This is a genomic window from Vibrio sp. 10N.261.52.A1, assembly GCF_002876325.1.
Lineage (GTDB): Bacteria > Pseudomonadota > Gammaproteobacteria > Enterobacterales > Vibrionaceae > Vibrio > Vibrio chagasii.
Map to the genome: position 1 here is coordinate 1 of NZ_MCYD01000677.1, position 18,056 is coordinate 18,056.

At 44.5% G+C, this 18,056-nt stretch carries 15 protein-coding genes, 2 tRNA genes and 1 rRNA gene; 6 read left to right on the forward strand and 12 right to left on the reverse strand.

All coding sequences use genetic code 11. The annotated features are described in order from the left end of the window. Positions 1-477: hypothetical protein (locus BCT81_RS13010; protein ID WP_241908196.1), on the forward strand; the 477-nt coding region annotated here is incomplete at its 5' end. Positions 478-486: 9 nt separating this feature from the next. Here BCT81_RS13010 and phoU read toward each other — a convergent pair. The 4 genes from phoU to BCT81_RS13030 form a co-directional block, all read right to left on the reverse strand. Further along, entirely contained in the window at positions 487-1,185 is a 699-nt protein-coding gene (gene phoU / locus BCT81_RS13015; RefSeq protein WP_004740358.1) for a phosphate signaling complex protein PhoU, read from the reverse strand. A 74-nt stretch (positions 1,186-1,259) separates the two neighbouring features. Further along, entirely contained in the window at positions 1,260-2,078 is an 819-nt protein-coding gene (pstB, locus tag BCT81_RS13020) for a phosphate ABC transporter ATP-binding protein PstB (RefSeq protein WP_004740359.1), read from the reverse strand. A 1-nt stretch (position 2,079) separates the two neighbouring features. After that, positions 2,080-3,789 (reverse strand): phosphate ABC transporter permease PstA, encoded by a 1,710-nt coding sequence (gene pstA, locus BCT81_RS13025; RefSeq protein WP_102424688.1) that lies wholly within the window; start codon positions 3,787-3,789, stop codon positions 2,080-2,082. A 101-nt stretch (positions 3,790-3,890) separates the two neighbouring features. After that, positions 3,891-6,107, reverse strand: coding sequence for an ABC transporter permease subunit (locus BCT81_RS13030; protein ID WP_102424689.1), 2,217 nt, complete (start codon positions 6,105-6,107; stop codon positions 3,891-3,893). Between the two features lie 199 nt (positions 6,108-6,306). Between BCT81_RS13030 and ppk1 the strand changes: the two genes are divergently transcribed. After that, positions 6,307-8,403: a polyphosphate kinase 1 gene (ppk1, locus tag BCT81_RS13035; RefSeq protein ID WP_102424690.1), complete on the forward strand. Its 2,097-nt coding sequence runs from the start codon at positions 6,307-6,309 to the stop codon at positions 8,401-8,403. Beyond that, positions 8,394-9,905, forward strand: coding sequence for an exopolyphosphatase (gene ppx, locus BCT81_RS13040; protein WP_102424691.1), 1,512 nt, complete (start codon positions 8,394-8,396; stop codon positions 9,903-9,905). The genes ppk1 and ppx overlap by 10 nt, the downstream gene beginning before the upstream one ends. Positions 9,906-9,951: 46 nt before the next feature. Here ppx and BCT81_RS13045 read toward each other — a convergent pair whose 3' ends face one another. Genes BCT81_RS13045 through phoB form a run of 3 tightly spaced genes read right to left on the reverse strand, consistent with a single transcriptional unit; the run spans position 9,952 to position 12,947 of the window. After that, the gene (locus BCT81_RS13045; protein ID WP_102424692.1) at positions 9,952-10,908 is read right to left on the reverse strand and encodes a phosphate ABC transporter substrate-binding protein; all 957 of its coding nucleotides are present in this window, start codon (positions 10,906-10,908) and stop codon (positions 9,952-9,954) included. A 17-nt stretch (positions 10,909-10,925) separates the two neighbouring features. Further along, positions 10,926-12,224 (reverse strand): phosphate regulon sensor histidine kinase PhoR, encoded by a 1,299-nt coding sequence (gene phoR, locus BCT81_RS13050; RefSeq protein WP_102424693.1) that lies wholly within the window; start codon positions 12,222-12,224, stop codon positions 10,926-10,928. A 33-nt stretch (positions 12,225-12,257) separates the two neighbouring features. Then, positions 12,258-12,947 carry a phosphate regulon transcriptional regulator PhoB gene (phoB, locus tag BCT81_RS13055; RefSeq protein ID WP_004735064.1) on the reverse strand — a complete coding sequence of 230 codons (690 nt, stop codon included), beginning with the start codon at positions 12,945-12,947 and terminating at the stop codon, positions 12,258-12,260. 194 nt (positions 12,948-13,141) lie between these two features. Between phoB and rdgC the strand changes: the two genes are divergently transcribed. From rdgC to BCT81_RS13070, 3 genes are all read left to right on the forward strand, one after another. Continuing rightward, positions 13,142-14,056, forward strand: a complete 915-nt coding sequence (gene rdgC / locus BCT81_RS13060) for a recombination-associated protein RdgC (RefSeq protein WP_008223904.1) — start codon at positions 13,142-13,144, stop codon at positions 14,054-14,056. Positions 14,057-14,260: 204 nt separating this feature from the next. Beyond that, entirely contained in the window at positions 14,261-15,664 is a 1,404-nt protein-coding gene (gene yegQ, locus BCT81_RS13065) for a tRNA 5-hydroxyuridine modification protein YegQ (protein ID WP_061033314.1), read from the forward strand. A 28-nt stretch (positions 15,665-15,692) separates the two neighbouring features. Beyond that, positions 15,693-15,947 carry a YfhL family 4Fe-4S dicluster ferredoxin gene (locus BCT81_RS13070; protein WP_004740368.1) on the forward strand — a complete coding sequence of 85 codons (255 nt, stop codon included), beginning with the start codon at positions 15,693-15,695 and terminating at the stop codon, positions 15,945-15,947. Between the two features lie 42 nt (positions 15,948-15,989). On the opposite strand, the gene BCT81_RS13075 is transcribed toward BCT81_RS13070, so the two are convergent. The 5 genes from BCT81_RS13075 to rrf all read right to left on the reverse strand — a co-directional run bounded on the left by BCT81_RS13075 (position 15,990) and on the right by rrf (position 18,056). Then, complete coding sequence (locus BCT81_RS13075; RefSeq protein WP_008223900.1) at positions 15,990-16,298, reverse strand: hypothetical protein; 309 nt, start codon at positions 16,296-16,298, stop codon at positions 15,990-15,992. 264 nt (positions 16,299-16,562) lie between these two features. Continuing rightward, a complete protein-coding gene (mepA, locus tag BCT81_RS13080; RefSeq protein WP_102424694.1) occupies positions 16,563-17,402 on the reverse strand; it encodes a penicillin-insensitive murein endopeptidase in 840 nt (279 codons plus the stop codon). Between the two features lie 306 nt (positions 17,403-17,708). Further along, positions 17,709-17,785 (reverse strand) — tRNA-Trp (locus BCT81_RS13085). A 34-nt stretch (positions 17,786-17,819) separates the two neighbouring features. After that, a tRNA-Asp gene (locus tag BCT81_RS13090) sits at positions 17,820-17,896 on the reverse strand. Positions 17,897-17,941: 45 nt separating this feature from the next. After that, positions 17,942-18,056, reverse strand: a 5S ribosomal RNA gene (gene rrf / locus BCT81_RS13095).

Genomic DNA, 18,056 nt, shown 5'->3' on the forward strand with positions numbered 1-18,056 from the left:
CCCTTAGTTGCACTTACTCTGCTTTCAACTTCCGTTTTAGCAACCGGTCTTCACCTTTCACCCGAACTAAAAATCGGTGCGTATCATGGATTTGGAGTGCAGGTTGGCTTGACTGATATCGCAGATCTGGGTGCAGTTTACTTAAGCTATTCAGACATTTGGTATGAAAGTGATCGTTATGATGAAGCGGTAAACTCGTATCGAATTGGTATTCAAAACATGTTCGGTTCGCGACAATTGCAAGGCTTTCAAGCTGAAATAGGGCTTGCAGACTATGACGGTGAAAAGACACGTTCTGGTATTACTGAAAGGAAGACAGCGACCGGCCTAAGTTTGGGTGGTGCTTATGTGTATCAAGCAACACCAGCACTCGCACTCAGAGCGGGTGCAGACTTGAACCTGTTTGATCACAATAAGACTTTTGTACCTTACAACACCACTATCAACTTAAACCTAGGCGCGATTCTGAGCTTCTAGCTAGGCTGTTTACTTTAGTGCGTCATCTAGGCTTTGATCGCCAAGGTGGCGTACATCTTTGCCTTTCACAAAGTAGATAATGTACTCACAGATATTCTGACAACGATCTCCAACTCGCTCAATGGCTCTCGCAGACCACATCACTTGCAAGATATTAGGGATATTCTTCGGGTCTTCCATCATATAAGTCATCAACTGACGTATCACCGCTTCGTATTCAGCATCCAACTTGTCATCGAGTTTGTGTACCTCGGCTGCCGCATCCACATCCATGCGAGCAAATGCGTCTAAAACTTGGTGTAGCATGGTGATCGCTTGTCGACATAAAGGCTCTAGCGATACATGGAATTTTTGTTCTTTTGTCGAAGGGATATCAATCGCACCCTGCGCGATCTTCGAGGCAACATCACCAATGCGCTCAAGGTCAGTAATAGTCTTAATGATCGCCATTATCAAGCGCAGATCTTTTGCCGTTGGCTGACGCTTAGCGATAATACGGGTACATGCCTCATCAATCGACACTTCCATCGCATTCACTTTATGGTCATCACGAATCACTTTCTTCGCTAGTTCCAAATCATCTTTGTGGAGTGCCTGCATCGCAAAAGAGAGCTGCTGCTCCACTAATCCGCCCATCGTAAGTACATGGGTACGGATAGACTCTAACTCGACGTTGAATTGTCCTGAGATGTGGCGACCAAATTGCATGTCAGCTCCTTAAAAAGAATTGGATAAGTCATTTATATTGGAGTGACTTAGCTCCAATGATGAGAACGGTAACGTTAACCGTATCGACCTGTAATGTAGTCTTCCGTTTGATTTTTCAATGGCGACGTAAATATTGAATCCGTATCTGAGTACTCGATCAATTTTCCCATATGAATAAAGGCAGTATGGTCACTCACACGCGCAGCCTGCTGCATGTTGTGCGTGACGATAACGACCGTATATTGCGTCTTGAGATCGTTGATTAGTTCTTCAATCGTCAACGTTGAAATAGGATCCAATGCAGATGTCGGCTCATCCAACAACAAGACCTCTGGCTCAATCGCGACAGCACGTGCAATCACCAAACGCTGCTGCTGACCACCAGACAAACCGAAAGCATTCTCATGTAAACGATCTTTTACTTCATCCCACAATGCAGCAGCACGCAGTGAGCGTTCTACTGCATCATCAAGATCTCGGCTGTTACTTACTCCTTGCAGCCTCAATCCGTAAACCACATTCTCATAGATAGATTTAGGAAAGGGGTTTGGACGCTGAAATACCATACCGACACGGCGACGCAGAGTCGCAACATCAACTTTAGGATGATAGACATTCTTGCCATGAAGCTTCACTTTTCCGGAAACTTTGCAGCCTTCGACAAGATCGTTCATACGATTGATGCAGCGTAGTAAGGTTGATTTACCACAGCCCGAAGGACCGATAAATGCCGTCACTTGCCCTTTGGGTATCTTCATCGAGATATCATCGAGCGCTTGGCTTTCTTTGTAGTAAAGATTGAGCCCTTCGATCGAGATAGCAATTTGTTCTTCCTTTAGATTGTGTACGTCTAAAGGCGCTTGGTAACCCAAGGTTTCATTAATTGAGAACATCTTAATCTTGTCCTAAGGTTCGGTACTTTTCACGTAAGTTATTACGGATATTAATCGCCGTTAAATTCAGTCCCACGATAACCGTAACCAATAAAAACGAAGTCGCATACACCAATGGGCGCGCAGCCTCTATATTCGATGTTTGAAATCCAACATCATAGATATGAAAGCCTAAATGCATGAACTTTCTATCTAAGTGTATGTACGGAAACTGACTATCAACAGGCAAGCTTGATGCAAGTTTTACAACACCCACCAGCATTAATGGAGCCACTTCACCCGCAGCTCTTGCTATCGCCAAGATCAAGCCGGTAATTATCGCAGGGCTTGCCATAGGCAGAACAATGCGCCACAAGGTCTCAAATTGAGTCGCGCCGAGCGCTAAAGAACCATGCCTTACCGAACTTGGGATACGTGTTAACCCCTCTTCGGTCGTCACAATCACAACTGGGAGCGTTAACACAGCCAAAGTCAGTGCAGACCAAAGTAGACCTGGCGTACCAAAGGTTGGGGCAGGTAGTCGCTCTGCATAAAACAGGGTATCGATCGAGCCACCAATGGTATAAACAAAAAAGCCTAAACCAAAAACGCCATATACGATTGAAGGTACACCGGCTAGGTTGATAACCGCGATTCGAATCAAACGTGTAAGAGCGTTGTTTTTCGCGTATTCATGTAAGTAGATCGCCGCCACTACCCCAAGAGGCATCACCACAATCGACATCAGAATAACCAGTAACACTGTACCAAAGATAGCAGGGAAAACGCCGCCTTCTGAATTGGACTCTCGTGGGTTTTCTGATAAAAACTTCCACACTTGATGGCCCCAATGTCCAACCTTTTCAAGATAAGACATATTGTTTGGGTACCAGTAATCCAGAATATGACTGAGCGAGATTTCAACCTGCTCACCCGTCATATCTTCAACAAGCAGACTCTCAACATTTAGCTGTGTTCTGAGGTGCTCTAGCTTGATTTCGGCTTCATCTAACTGCTTATTGAGCTCAAGCCTAGTTGCGGTATACGTTTTAAGATACTCATCGCTGACAGACTCATTAAGTTCTAACTTGCGCTTTTCTAGGCGTAAGTTTTCCAACTGCCAACTGATATTGCGTATCTCTTGGTTTACCACACGTGACGTTTCAGCGCGCAAGGTGTCAGCGAAAGCTAACCCATCTTTAAGCTTTTGGTCGATATCAGTATAAAAAGTTCCCGATGCCGTTTTAAAGCCAACCGGCTTACCAAAAAAGTAACCACCGCGGCTACGCTCTATCACAGCCCAATCTCGAGGCGTGGTTGGCTCCAATAGGTTCACATCTAGAATCGAAACGAAATCAGCAGGATAGAGTTCTCTATTCGCCACCTTGATGCTCAAACGTTGTATCAGCCCTGTAGCGATGTTCTGGGGTGATAGTAGATCGTGAGCCTGCGGAACTTGCTCTATTGGAATGTATTTGCGTTCATACAGCTGACCGATCAACACATCTTGTTGAGAGACGGTTTCATCAAGATCAACAACCAGAGACAGATCTTTAGAATCGACTTGCCACTGATACAAAGGCGCAGGCCAAAAGTAGGTCAGCCCTTTCCAGCCGATCAACAGCATCAACCCCAGAACCGAAAGCATACTGATGCTCACTGCCCCACCAGTTAGCCAAATCCATGGCGAGCCAGATTTAACCCATGATAGTAATGACTTGAGTCTATTCATCATGTGCTACCTGAGAGTGATTCAGCGAGTAACGATGTACGCAGCTCGCTAATCCCCAAAAATTTGTAGGCATGGACTCAGATTGAGGTGACGCATTAACACTACAAAGCACGATATTTATCTCTCAATCTTTGGCGAACCCACTCCGCTAGCGAGTTCACAGCGAAGGTAAAAATAAACAGCAATAGCGCAGCTAAGAACAGCAAACGGAAATGCGACCCACCCACTTCCGATTCAGGAAGTTCGACAGCAATGGTTGCGGATAGTGTCCTCATCCCTTCTAAAATATTCCAATCAAGAATTGGCGTATTGCCTGTCGCCATCAGGACAATCATGGTTTCACCAACCGCTCGTCCTAATCCCATCATAACCGCCGAAAAAATACCGGGGCTGGCTGTCAGTAAAACAACATAAATTAGGGTCTGCCACGCAGTAGCACCAAGCGCGAGTGAACCATCAGACAAGTGCTTCGGCACAGAGAAAATCGCATCCTCAGCAATCGTAAAAATTGTCGGGATGACCGCAAAACCCATAGCGAAACCGACCACCAGGGCATTACGCTGATCAAAATCGATCCCATAGCCAGCTAGGAAAGTGCGTATATCACCATCAAACAACAAGGCTTCAATACTGTTGCCCGCTGCAAATACCGTAACGACCGTTGCTATCAGTACCGGAATCAAGATAAGTGCATGCCAGCCATTGGAGAAGCGACTTGTCACAACCTTAGGCAAACAGAACCAAACAAGTCCTGTCATCAAAGCGCTCAGAGGCAACATCACCATCAAAGAGAATACAGCAGTTAAGTGGGTTTCAACGATTGGCGCAAACCATAGACCCGCGAGGAAGCCAATAATTACAGTAGGCAAAGCTTCCATTAATTCAATCGACGGCTTAACCACTCGTCGCATGCGTGGCGACATAAAGTAAGCGGTATAAATTGCACCTAACACCGCAACAGGCACCGCAAACATCATGGCAAATAGCGCAGCTTTGATGGTACCAAACGTGATAGGTACTAAACTGAACTTTTCTTCAAAGTCATCATTAGCGGAGGTTGATTGCCATACATACTGTGGCTCTGGATAGCTCTCGTACCAGACTTTTTGCCACAGCGATGAAAACGAAATCTGAGGGTATTCATTATCGACTTTCGCCACACTGATTTTATCATCAATCAATGTCGCCAAATGTAGCTCATTAGCCGACATCGCAGCTAACTGAGGTGACTTATCAAACGCACGCTCAAACAGAGACAGCTTTTCGCTGGTCGTATAATGGCTCTGTAATGTGCCGTTTTTATAGAAACTATAGAAGCCTTTTCGGTAGGTATCCGGCAAGATAAATTGAACTTCTTCAGCGAGCTGGAAATCTCGAATATGGGTTAGGCTACGCTTTTCATCTTTCAGCACATCAAACCATTGAGAGACTTGTCCATCCTGATGTGTAACCAACAACGAATAAGCACCAGATAATAAATCGATACTTTTCACACCGTGTTTGGCGTCATTCAAACTCAGGTCGATCACCTCACGGACATCAAACCCTTTATCAGCGAGTTTTAATACCACTAAGTCAGACTTTGCTCGAAGGTATAAAGTCTGCCCATCTGGTGTCATCAATAGCTGCTGTTGAGCACCAAGCTTATTCGATAACCATTGACTATTCTTTAATTCATAGCCACCAGCCAAGTCGCTTTGGTACCACTTCACTAGCACTCGTTGGTCAGTTAACTGAGCGGCAACAGTAATATCGCGCCCACTTTTAGAGAATACGAACTTATCGATCAACGCGCCGTTTGCTAGTTCGTCGGCTAAGAAGGGTTGAGGCAGAGTAACTTGCTCGATTTTTGGTTCAGCTTCAGCGCCCTTTTGAAGTACAGGTGCACTATACTCAGGGGAGAAGAAAGTGATGTTGCTAGCGCTGTCAGCAAAGGCAAACCAATTTTCAGCTGGGGTATTTCGAGAGAAGGCAATAGGATCTGCTAATACACTTCGCTCGAAATAAGAGTGTGTATTTTGCGAGTCTAAGTCCCAAAACTGAACCAAACCAGACTTTTCGACAGTAAAGGCGTGTTGACCGTACTCATCAACCGATAGTGCGATAGGCTTATCGACTACTACGGTTTTAACCGCTTGATCAGTCTCTAAACCAGTATCGGAAAATACCGGTAAAATGACCATTGCTAGATAGACAAAGATCAAAACCAAGGCAGCTAAAACACTGACACCACCACATGTCACCGAAAAACGGACGAGACGATCTTTCAACCATCTTTTTTTGTCGCGCTCTTTCAATGAAAATTGGGCTGAAGCCATCTGTTTATCTACCTTTTTTTAGCTGCTGACATAATATGTATCTTAGATGACAATTATATTACAAGCTACGTTAAACAACTGAAACTAATAACAAGTTTGTTCACCCTTTTTATTATCCAAAGATCATTACTTTTGTGAGCGCTAACGTTATAAATTAAACTAGTCTCCCAATAGTCAGCATTCAAGGATCAACAATACGATGGAAAAAGACTTTGTCGCAAAAGAACTTAGCTGGTTATCGTTCAACGAAAGAGTGCTTCAAGAGGCGGCTGACAAGTCTGTCCCTTTGATCGAAAGAGTTCGTTTTCTAGGGATCTACTCAAAAAATCTCGATGAGTTCTACAAAGTCCGATTTTCCGACGTAAAACGCAAGATCTTATTGCAAGATACTGAGTCCAACTCTGACACTTCAAAAACCTTGCTGACTCAGATGCAACAGAAGGCGAATGAGCTGGATGTTCGTTTTCATTCACTTTACAAAGAGTTGTTGCTCGAATTGGCACGTAATCGTATTTTTTTGGTTAATGAACAGCAAATTAATGCCGAGCAGAGTGATTGGCTAAAAAAATACTTTAGAAAGAAAATACTCCCGCATCTCACGCCTTTGCTACTTAACGAAGATAGCCAACTGCTCAATATCCTCAAAGACGAACAAAGTTATTTAGCTATCGATATTGAACACAATGGATCATCTCAATACGCTCTGTTAGAGATTCCATCTGACGCTTTACCTCGATTTGTAAAATTGCCAAGTCCGTCAGACTCACAACGTACTACCCTGATCTTGTTAGATAATATAGTTCGTTTCTGCCTAGACGACTTACTTAAAGGCTTCTTCGAATACGATTCGCTGCGTTGCTTCGCCATCAAAATGACACGTGATGCAGACTATGACCTACAAGAAGACAGTAACTGCAGCCTTTTAGAATCGATGTCGATTGGCATTGAACAACGTTTAACAGCGCTGCCGATACGCTTGATCTATGAATCCGAGATGCCACAAGAGATGCTGAATTTCTTGCGAATCAAGCTCAAACTATCAGACTATGACAGCGTACTCTCTGGCGGTCGTTATCATAACTTTAAGCACTTCTGTGATTTCCCGGCCCTCAATCGAGAAGATCTCGTTAATGCGCCTCTTTCACCAATTAAGTGTGCGCCGTTTGCTCATTACAGTAACTATTTTGAAGCGATAAAAGTTCGCGATATCTTATTGCACTACCCGTACCATACTTTCGATCACATTACCGAACTGGTCAGGCAGGCTTCGTTTGATCCCAAAGTAACGGTCATCAAGATCAACGTTTACCGTGTTGCTGAAGGTTCTAAGTTACTCAACTCGATCATTGATGCGGCCCACAATGGCAAGAAAGTCACCGTGGTGGTTGAGCTTCAAGCCCGCTTTGACGAGCAAGCCAACATTCAGTGGGCAAAGAGACTCCAAGAAGCAGGAGTGAAGGTGATTTATGGTATCCCTAGTCTAAAAATCCATTCAAAATTGCTACTCATCAAGCGCAAGAACGGTAAGGCTATGGAGAGTTATGTTCATATCGGTACAGGCAATTTTCATGAAATCACCGCTCGTGTCTATACCGACTTCTCGTTACTTACCGCAAACCCAGAGCTCACGCATGAAGTTCGCCAAGTCTTCAAATACATCGAAAACCCGTATCAAAAAACGCAGTTCAAACAGCTGATAGTCTCACCTAAAAATACCAGAAAGCGTCTGTATCAGCTTATCGATAAAGAGATCCAGAATGCCTCAGAGGGTAAGCCTGCGAGTATAACTTTAAAGCTCAATAACTTAGTGGATCGCGAAATCATTGAAAAGCTCTACCTAGCGAGCCAAGCCAACGTAAAAGTAAGAATGATCATTCGTGGTATGTGCTCACTGGTTCCGGGAATACCAAACGTCAGTGACAATATTGAGATCATCAGTGTGGTCGATCGTTTTCTTGAGCACCCAAGAGTGATGATCTTCAACAATGCCGGAAAACCCAAGGTTTACATCTCTTCCGCCGATTGGATGACTCGAAACTTTGACCATAGAATTGAAGTAGCAACGCCAATTTTGGACTCTAAGATCAAGCAAACTATCATTGATATCACCGAGTTTCATTTTGATGACAAACATAAGGCGCGGATGATCGATCATACGATGACCAATCAGTACAAGCCTTCAACCACAACTCAACTTACGCATTCCACGTCACAACTCGCTACTTACCACTATATTAAGCATATAGAGAAGCAAGCTCGTAAAAAGCACAAGCAAGAGAAGAAATCATGCCGCTAAGTGACGACAAACAATCCAGATGCATTGCAGCTATCGATTTAGGTTCGAACAGCTTTCATATGGTGGTTGCTCAAGTGTTTGGCAAACACCTACAACTCGTCAGCCGACATAAACAGAAAGTACGGTTGGGTGATGGGTTGGTTGAACACCACCAACTATCAGACCAAGCGATTCATCGCGGGCTAGAGTGTCTAAAAGTATTCGCTGAACGACTCACTGATTTTGAGATAGACGATGTCAGAGTCGTAGCTACCCATACCCTACGAAAAGCAAAGAACTCAAACACCTTTATCGAACAAGCCAAACTCATTTTTCCTTTTCCCATCGAGATCATTTCAGGGCAAGAGGAAGCACGATTGATTTACAACGGGGTTGAACACACTCAAACCGCTTCCAAATCAAAGCTCGTTATCGATATTGGTGGTGGAAGCACTGAGATAGTGACCGGACAGGGCTTCACACCCGACGTCATGCATAGCTTGCCGATGGGGTGCGTCAGTTTTACTCAGCGGTTTTTTAGTGATAATCAGTTAACTTCACAGCATTTTGCTACTGCTTATACCGCTGCGATTCAACTATTAACACCTGTCATTAAGAATTACCAATCCACCTCTTGGGAAATCGCTTTTGGCTCATCTGGCACAGCGAAATCTATAAAAGAGGTACTCAAAGGGTTGGGCTTTATCGATGAGTACATCACTCCACAACGGCTTACTTATCTTAAAAACCATCTAAAGGAGTTTTCATCTGTAGAAAGCATCAAGCTGTTGGGTTTAAGCGATGAACGAAAGCCCGTTTTTGCTGCAGGTGTCACGATTCTTTCCGCTGTCATGGATAGCTTAAATATAGATAAGTTGTATGTGTCTGACGGAGCATTGAGAGAAGGCGTTCTGTATGACATGGAAGATAAGTTCAAGAGCCTTGATATAAGGTCTCGTACCGCAGAAACATTGCTCTCTCGCTATCATGTTGACTTAACGCACGCCGAAAAAGTCAAAGAGACAGCTCACACCCTATTACTGCAAGCAAAACCACAACTAGAAGGCACTGTAGACGCTGAGTTGTTTGACTTACTTGGTTGGTCTGCACTGCTGCATGAAGTGGGCCAAAGCGTGGCATTTCAAGGGTATCATCGCCATTCAGCCTATCTGATTAAACATACCACCATGCCCGGTTTTAATACTGAGCAGCAACGACTTATCTCGGTCATCGTTCGATATCAGAGAAAAGCGATCAAGCTGCCAGACTTGCCAACATTAGCACTGTTTTCGTTGCAACAAGTGACGCTGATGATACGAATACTTAGGCTGGCAATCTTACTCAATCGACAACGCAGCCAAGCACCAGTGCCCAATATAAAGCTAACCATAAAAATGGATGACCATTGGAGTTTGACTGGCGAAAATAGTGACTGGTTAGATACAAACCAACTACTCGATTACGAGTTAAAAGAAGAACAGCAGCGCTGGAAAAGTGCCGGTTGGTGTTTAGATTTGAAATGAGGGAAATAGCCTACCGCAAGTAGGCTATCTGTATATTGAGTTTGAGCTATAACCCAACTTTTGCGAGCTCTTGCTCTGCGAACTCAGACGGTATCGCTAAATAGCCATCTTTTTCTACAAGCTCTTGTCCCTGCTTTGAGAATACAAAAGTAAGGAACTCTCTCTCAACCGGAGAAAGTGGTTTATCCGGATGCTTATTCACATACACATAGAGAAAACGAGATAGAGGGTAATCACCACTCAAGATATTCTCACGCGTAGGCTCAACATAATTAGAGCCGTGCTCTGCAATAGGAATCAGCTTAACACCTGCTACGCGGTAGCCAATGCCCGAGTAGCCAATCCCACTGATGGATGAAGCGACCGACTGAACGACTGAAGCCGAACCAGGTTGCTCATTCACACGATTTTTAAAGTCACCGCCGCACAGTGCATTCTGTTTGAAGTATCCATAAGTCCCCGATACAGAATTGCGACCGAACAATTGGAATCGATGTTTCGCCCATGGCTGATCGATTCCGAGATCTTGCCAGTTATTGAGGGGCCTTGTTGCTCCGCAGCGTAATGTCTCAGAAAAGATGCCATCAATCTGACGAAAGTTAAGCCCTTCAATAGGGTTATCTCGGTGGACAAACAGCCCGATTGCGTCAATAGCGACTCGTAATACAGTTGGCTTATAGCCATGCTCTCTTTCAAAAGCTTCCACTTCACGTAAACGCATTGGTCGGCTCATAGGGCCAAGGTGAGCAGTCCCTTCCGTCAATGCAGGAGGCGCAGTAGAAGAGCCCGATGCTTGGACCTGAGCGTTCACATTCGGGTAGTAGGATTTAAACTCCTCTACCCACAATGTCGTCATCCCAGCCAAAGTATCAGACCCGACCGATAACAAGCTTCCAGAGATACCAGGAACTTTGGAATAATCAGGCAATGACTCAACACTCTGCTCAGCGAAGCTTGGACACGCCAATACCATCGCTAACAGTGAACCAATTGGCAAACGCATCCTGCGTATTAAGTCACTCATGACACAGTCAATCGGTTTGGCAACGTGAAATGGAAACGACTGCCGACGCCCACTTCGCTTTGAATTTCGAGATGTGAATCGTGGTGGCTAAGCGCATGCTTTACAATCGCCAATCCAAGACCACTACCACCGGTATCACGAGAGCGGGCTTTATCTACACGATAGAAGCGCTCAGTGAGACGATGTAAGTGTTGAGGCTCAATACCATCACCAGTATCTGACACATCTAAGCACGCGCCTTGGCTGGTTTGATACCAACGCACTTTGACCGTTGCACCTGCGGGTGTATATTTAACCGCGTTATAAACCAAATTCGATATCGCACTTCTCAATTGGTCTTCGTCGGCAAGAACTCGCAGACTCTTATCGATATCAAATTCAAGTTTATGTTCTCGCTCACCGCTAAGGCTCGCCGCTTCTTTCTCAAGAACCTCAAGCATCGCCGGAACGTTGACCACTTCATCCAACTCATGCATTGGCGCCGCTTCAATTTTCGAAAGCGTGAGTAGTTGATTAACCAAACTGTTCATTCGATTGAGCTGCTCAGTCATTACGCCATGCGCCTTGGTCCACATTGGGCCAACGATCATGTCTGGATCTTCGGTCATTTCAAGGTAACCTTGAAGGACGGTCATCGGCGTACGCAATTCATGAGAAACGTTAGCGAAGAAGTTACGGCGCATGCCTTCTAACTGCTTAAGCTGGGTCACATCACGTACCACCATCAGGTGTTCACCCTCGGTATATGGCACAATACGCAGCTCGAGCATACGCTCCACATTCAATGGAGAAGGCATCTCTAATGGCTCAGAGAAATCTTGCTTATTAAGGTACTTAATAAAATCTGGAGAACGAATCAAATTCGAGATCGGTTGACCTGAATCATCTGGCCAACGAAAGCCCAGCAAATACTGAGCTAGCTTGTTACACCAAACGATATTGCCTTCACCGCGAAATACCACAACGGCATCGGGAAGCGATTCTGCACCGTTACGGAAACGGCGGATAAGGTTAGTCAGTTCTTTGCGTTTGCGACGCTGTCTCTGCTGCATACGATAAATACCGTTAAACAGAGATTCCCAGTTCCCAGAGCCTGAAGGTGGAGTTAGACGCTTCTCATCCCACAGCCATGCGGACAAACGCATTTGGTTGTGTAGATGCCAGCCGAGCTGCAATACCGTAGCAGCCAGCAGTAACCAAGGTAGGTAACCGAATATCCATCCGACTAAAACCCATGGTGCGTAAAAAAAAGCCAGCTCCCAAGCCAGCTTTTTCCAGGTTAACTTTTCAACCATTCAGGACTCCGTAAACTGGGCAGCGAAGCCACATTAAGCCTTTGTAGAAAAACGGTAGCCAGCGCCACGAACCGTTTGGATTAGCTTATCGTGACCTGCAGACTCAAGCGCTTTACGCAGGCGTCGAATATGTACATCAACCGTTCGGTCTTCAACGTAAACATTGGTACCCCAAACGTTGTTAAGCAGCTGCTCTCGGCTGTATACACGCTCTTGGTGCGTCATAAAGAAATGCAGCATTTTGAATTCTGTTGGTCCCATATCAACTGGACCTTCACTTGCGGTCACGCGGTGTGATACTGGGTCTAATTTAAGGCCCTGTACATCAATCACATCTTCCAATGCCGTTGGTGTTACACGACGAATCACCGCTTTAAGGCGAGCAACAAGCTCTTTTGGCGAAAACGGTTTGGTAATGTAGTCGTCAGCGCCAACTTCTAAACCGCGAACCTTATCTTCTTCTTCACCACGAGCTGTTAGCATCACCACTGGGATGTTGCGAGTTAACTCTTCACGCTTCATGTGCTTGATAAAGTTTATCCCGCTACCACCAGGTAGCATCCAATCTAGTAATACTAGATCTGGGAAAGGTTCACATAGCTTGTTTACCGCTGTATCGTAATCTTCAGCCTCTACTGCTTGGTAGCCTTTTTGTTCAAGTACAAAACACAGCATCTCACGAATAGGTGCTTCATCTTCAACGACCAGAATCCTTCTCGACATAATTGAATAGCCTTTGTATTTAATCAACGCATTGCATTATCTGAGTTAATTATGACACTTTTGTGACCTTTGAAAACAAATTTTCATATAACTGTCTCAAACGTTTCACTTTATAACTTTTGATACAGAGCTAAGGACAAATCGAATTAGATCTCATATCATGAGGCACTTCTAAAAAGGTATGAGAAAAATATATGTGGTTTAAAAATTGCCTAGTCTATCGCTTCAACCGTGATATTGATTTCAACGCAGATCAGCTAGAGAAACAACTTGAAGAATTCCGCTTTACTCCTTGTGGTAGCCAAGACAAACAGAAATTTGGTTGGGTGCACGCAATGGGTAAACATGGCGATATGATGACGCACGTATCAGAGAACCGCATTCTCATCTGTGCAAAGAAAGAAGAGAAAATGCTACCAGCATCTGTGATTAAAGAGTCACTGAATGCAAAAATCGAAACACTTGAAGCTGAGTCTGGCACTCCTCTTAAAAAGAAAGAGAAAGACAGCCTCAAAGAAGACATCATCATTGATCTCCTTCCTCGCGCATTCAGCCGCAGTAACTTCACATACGCGCTGATCATGCCAAAGGAAGGTTTCATTGTTGTTGATGCAAGCAGCTACAAAAAAGCAGAAGACGTGTTAGCTCTGCTGCGTAAAACAATGGGTAGCCTACCAGTCGTGCCAGCTATTCCTGAGCAAGCGATAGAAACAACACTAACCGAGTGGGTTAAATCAGGTGATACGCCTCAAGGCATTACAATGCTTGATGAAGCTGAGCTTAAGTCGATTCAAGAAGACGGTGGTATTGTTCGAGTTAAAAAACAAGAGCTAGAAGCCGACGAGATTAAAAACCACATCGAAGCAAATAAAGTGGTAACCAAGCTGCTTATCAACTGGCAAGATCGCATTGAATTCATCCTGGCTGAAGACGGCAGTATCAAGCGCCTGAAGTTTAGCGATGAACTTAAAGATGAGAACGACGATATTCCCCGTGAGGACCAAGCTGCACGCTTTGATGCAGATTTCTCATTGCTATGTGGTGAGTTCAGCGTGTTCCTTCCGAATCTATTCGAATCACTAGGTGGATTAACTCAACCGAACGCTTAATCGGTATCTCCAAAGCTCAGGTGCTCCGTGCCTGAGCTTATTTTCCCTACATTTCCCGCTGTATATTTATCCCTTCACTCTCTTCTTAATATCATTGCTATCTTTAGGGCTATCAACCAGACTCATTTTAGCGTAAAATTTGCGCCCCTTTGATATCACTTGGTGGTATCAACCTGACTTGAGATCAGATTAGAGAACGAAGCAATGACTACACAAAAACCATTTGTACCTGAACTATTATCACCGGCAGGAAGCCTTAAAAACATGCGTTACGCATTCGCCTACGGCGCTGATGCGGTTTACGCGGGCCAGCCACGTTACAGCCTTCGCGTTCGTAACAATGAGTTCAACCACGAAAACCTACAAATCGGTATCGATGAAGCTCATGCTCAAGGCAAAAAGTTATATGTTGTATGTAACATTCAGCCACACAACTCTAAATTAAAAACTTTCATTCGCGACCTTAAGCCAGTTGTTGATATGGGCCCAGACGCTCTTATCATGTCTGATCCTGGTCTTATCATGATGGTTCGTGAAGCATTCCCTGAAATGCCTATCCACCTTTCAGTTCAAGCTAACGCTGTAAACTGGGCAACGGTAAAATTCTGGGCTACACAAGGCGTTGAGCGTGTCATCCTATCTCGTGAGTTATCACTTGAAGAGATCGAAGAGATCCGCGAACACTGTCCTGAAACAGAACTAGAGATCTTTGTTCACGGTGCACTTTGCATGGCATACTCTGGTCGCTGTCTACTTTCTGGTTACATGAACAAACGCGATCCTAACCAAGGTACTTGCACTAACGCTTGTCGTTGGGAATACAAAACAGAAGCAGCAAAAGAAGACGAAAACGGTCAGATCGTTGAAGCAAACCCTACTGGTGTAGAGATTCAGGATGTTGAAGTTCAAGACGAACGTCCAGACAACACACTAGGTCTAGGTAAACCAACAGATGAAGTGGTTCTACTTTCAGAGTCACACAAGCCTGAAGAGAAAATGGCTGCGTTTGAAGATGAGCATGGTACTTACATCATGAACTCAAAAGACCTTCGTGCAATCCAGCACGTTGAGCGTCTAACGAAGATGGGTGTTCACTCACTGAAAATCGAAGGCCGTACTAAGTCTTTCTACTACTGTGCTCGTACTGCACAAGTTTACCGTAAAGCTATCGATGACGCCGTAGCAGGCAAGCCATTTGATGAAAGCCTAATGGGTACTCTAGAGAGCCTAGCGCACCGCGGCTACACTGAAGGCTTCCTACGTCGCCACACTCACGACACTTACCAAAACTACGAGTACGGTTACTCTATCTCTGATACTCAACAATTTGTTGGCGAATTCACAGGTAAACGCCGTGGCGATCTAGCGGAAGTAGAAGTGAAAAACAAGTTCCTAGTAGGCGACAGCTTGGAAATGATGACACCAAAAGGTAACGTTGTTTTCACACTAGAGATGATGGAAAACCGTAAGTCTGAAGCCGTTGAAGACGCAAAAGGCAACGGTCACTTTGTATTCATCCCTGTACCAGCTGATCTAGACTTAGAGTACGGCTTGTTGATGCGTAACTTGAGCGAAGGCCAAGATACACGCAACGCATCTGGTAAGTAACTTTACTTAGAAAACCGAGAAGTAAGCTATGGCTCTGTTAATCACTGACAAGTGCATAAACTGCGATATGTGTGACCCTGAATGCCCAAATGGCGCAATCACTATGGGTGACAGCATCTTCGAAATCGACCCAGATTTATGTACTGAATGTAAAGGTCACTATGAGAAGCCAACGTGTCAGTCTGTATGCCCAATTACCAAGTGCATCATCACCGACCCAAACCATATTGAAACTGAAGACGAGCTACTAGAGAAGTTTGTTATCATTCAAGGCTTGACCTAAAAGAGAAAAGGTTCAACTTAATCATTAAGTTGAACCTTTTTCTTATCCGGATTTTTCGATGGGATAAATGTTGCAGAATAACTCTTTTTCAAATTGATATTCGAGTCGCTCTCGCCAATTTATCGACTGTGATACAGGAACGAGATAAAAGTTTTCCCGCCCGGTATCTGTCACAAATGCCATTCCATACTGCATCAATTCATAATGTACATCGTTGACAAAGCTAGGGTCTAGTCGCTGTCTGCCTGTTAATTGGTTGATATCATCTCTTGAAATAGAAATACCCGCATTCTCAGTGCTGAACCTATGTCTTAACCATTCTGAAAATTCCTTTGCACAAATCATAGTCATAGTCTTATCCTTGAATTATCTATCTACGGGTATCAGACTCTGATTTCACATACTACACATAAGCCGCATCTTTCACCCCAAACACTTACTCCTGACCTAGCCCAGTCAAATTGTCGCTGTTTTATTCAAATTAATGCTTCCAATATCAAACGATATTCTTAATGTCGCATTTATAAACTCTAGACAAAAGTGTGACATTTCTCCAGTTTTTAGAGTCGACAAAACGAGTGGCATTACCACCTTAATAAGCCATTGATAATTCGATTACTTATTCGAAATCAAGGCTAAACATTGACTAGGTATGACTTTAATTTTCTTTTTTTTCTTATTGGTGGCTACCTTTTTAGGAGGAGGAACAGGGATTGTCTTTGGCGCCCAACTCGCGAGCTCTTCGCCACAACCATCACCTTTAGGAGGTTTAGCTTGAGGGATACAATTGACACTACCTTCAGGGCACTTTAAGCGAACATGAAAGTGAGAATAGTGCCCCCACCACGGCCTGATTTTGCCTAACCACCCTCTTTGTTTAACATCAGAGACTTCCTGATCGCAAAGAGCCTGCTTAATCACTGGATGAACAAAAATGCGCACCACTTTTTCATCTTTAGCAGCATGGCGAATGACCTGGAAGTGGTCGTTAGTCCAATTAGACTGGCGAAGCTTGTAGTTAGTAAGATCGACAACACTGACTGGCTTGGGAACCGCGAGTTCGTTCTCAGAGAGCCGTTTATCCGTTAACCTCAGCCATATATCGATATCCAATCCAGTTTGATGGCTTGAATGACCAGATGAAAAGCGCCCACCACGAGGAAGTGAGATATCACCAATCAATAGATTCGTGTTCAATTGCTCACTGATTGTCACGCCGAGCCTTTCAACAAACTTAATAGCCTCTGTGTGACCATAGTAACGCTCCCTTTGGGGACGAATAATCTGATAGCCAACACCATTAATCGGTAAAGCCTGTGCACCGTCCAAGCAGCCGTTAGCGTAACTGCCGATCGATGAGGTCGAGTTTGTCGTCGGGCTTTTCTCTTTCTCCCAAGGGGTTGCTAAAGAAGAAAATGAATAAAACAGGACAACTAAAACAAAAGATAACCTCATAACCGTTCCGTGTAAGTGATGCATATTATTTATACTAGTCGGCATTTGAGAACAGTTTACGATTATTGGTAACTTTTTGGGACAGAGATAAATTTGAGATAGAAGAAGCTGAAAGAGGATTATGAAGTATTTCAACTTAAGAAAGCAAAAAGGCTCTAGTCTTTCAACTAGAGCCTTAAATATGACAGGGGTGGACTGGGCCGGCACTCCGGAGGTTCGACCGGGCTGGCGCTCCAGCTCCCAACATTGCTTTGCAAAAGCAACAGACGTAAAAAAGCCCCAGCATTTCTGCTGAGGCTTCGTATATGGCAGGGGTGGAGAGATTCGAACTCCCAACACGCGGATTTGGAATCCGCTGCTCTGCCAATTGGAGCTACACCCCTATTTCAGTTTTAAAGAGCTGAAACTCTGAATAAGTGGCGGAGTGGACGGGACTCGAACCCGCGACCCCCGGCGTGACAGGCCGGTATTCTAACCAACTGAACTACCACTCCGCAGTGGACTACTTGTCGTCGCTGACAAGTCGTTCATAATTTAAAGCCTGGCGATGTCCTACTCTCACATGGGGAAGCCCCACACTACCATCGGCGCTATTGTGTTTCACTTCTGAGTTCGGCATGGAATCAGGTGGGTCCACAATGCTATGGTCGCCAA

Coding starts and splice junctions, on each gene's coding strand:
- mepA (WP_102424694.1), bottom strand. CDS start 17,402: ATGAGGTTATCTTTTGTTTTAGTTGTCCTGTTTTATTCATTTTCTTCT.
- yegQ (WP_061033314.1), top strand. CDS start 14,261: ATGACTACACAAAAACCATTTGTACCTGAACTATTATCACCGGCAGGA.
- BCT81_RS13070 (WP_004740368.1), top strand. CDS start 15,693: ATGGCTCTGTTAATCACTGACAAGTGCATAAACTGCGATATGTGTGAC.
- BCT81_RS13075 (WP_008223900.1), bottom strand. CDS start 16,298: ATGACTATGATTTGTGCAAAGGAATTTTCAGAATGGTTAAGACATAGG.
- BCT81_RS13030 (WP_102424689.1), bottom strand. CDS start 6,107: ATGGCTTCAGCCCAATTTTCATTGAAAGAGCGCGACAAAAAAAGATGG.
- ppx (WP_102424691.1), top strand. CDS start 8,394: ATGCCGCTAAGTGACGACAAACAATCCAGATGCATTGCAGCTATCGAT.
- pstB (WP_004740359.1), bottom strand. CDS start 2,078: ATGTTCTCAATTAATGAAACCTTGGGTTACCAAGCGCCTTTAGACGTA.
- BCT81_RS13045 (WP_102424692.1), bottom strand. CDS start 10,908: ATGCGTTTGCCAATTGGTTCACTGTTAGCGATGGTATTGGCGTGTCCA.
- phoB (WP_004735064.1), bottom strand. CDS start 12,947: ATGTCGAGAAGGATTCTGGTCGTTGAAGATGAAGCACCTATTCGTGAG.
- rdgC (WP_008223904.1), top strand. CDS start 13,142: ATGTGGTTTAAAAATTGCCTAGTCTATCGCTTCAACCGTGATATTGAT.
- phoU (WP_004740358.1), bottom strand. CDS start 1,185: ATGCAATTTGGTCGCCACATCTCAGGACAATTCAACGTCGAGTTAGAG.
- ppk1 (WP_102424690.1), top strand. CDS start 6,307: ATGGAAAAAGACTTTGTCGCAAAAGAACTTAGCTGGTTATCGTTCAAC.
- pstA (WP_102424688.1), bottom strand. CDS start 3,789: ATGAATAGACTCAAGTCATTACTATCATGGGTTAAATCTGGCTCGCCA.
- phoR (WP_102424693.1), bottom strand. CDS start 12,224: ATGGTTGAAAAGTTAACCTGGAAAAAGCTGGCTTGGGAGCTGGCTTTT.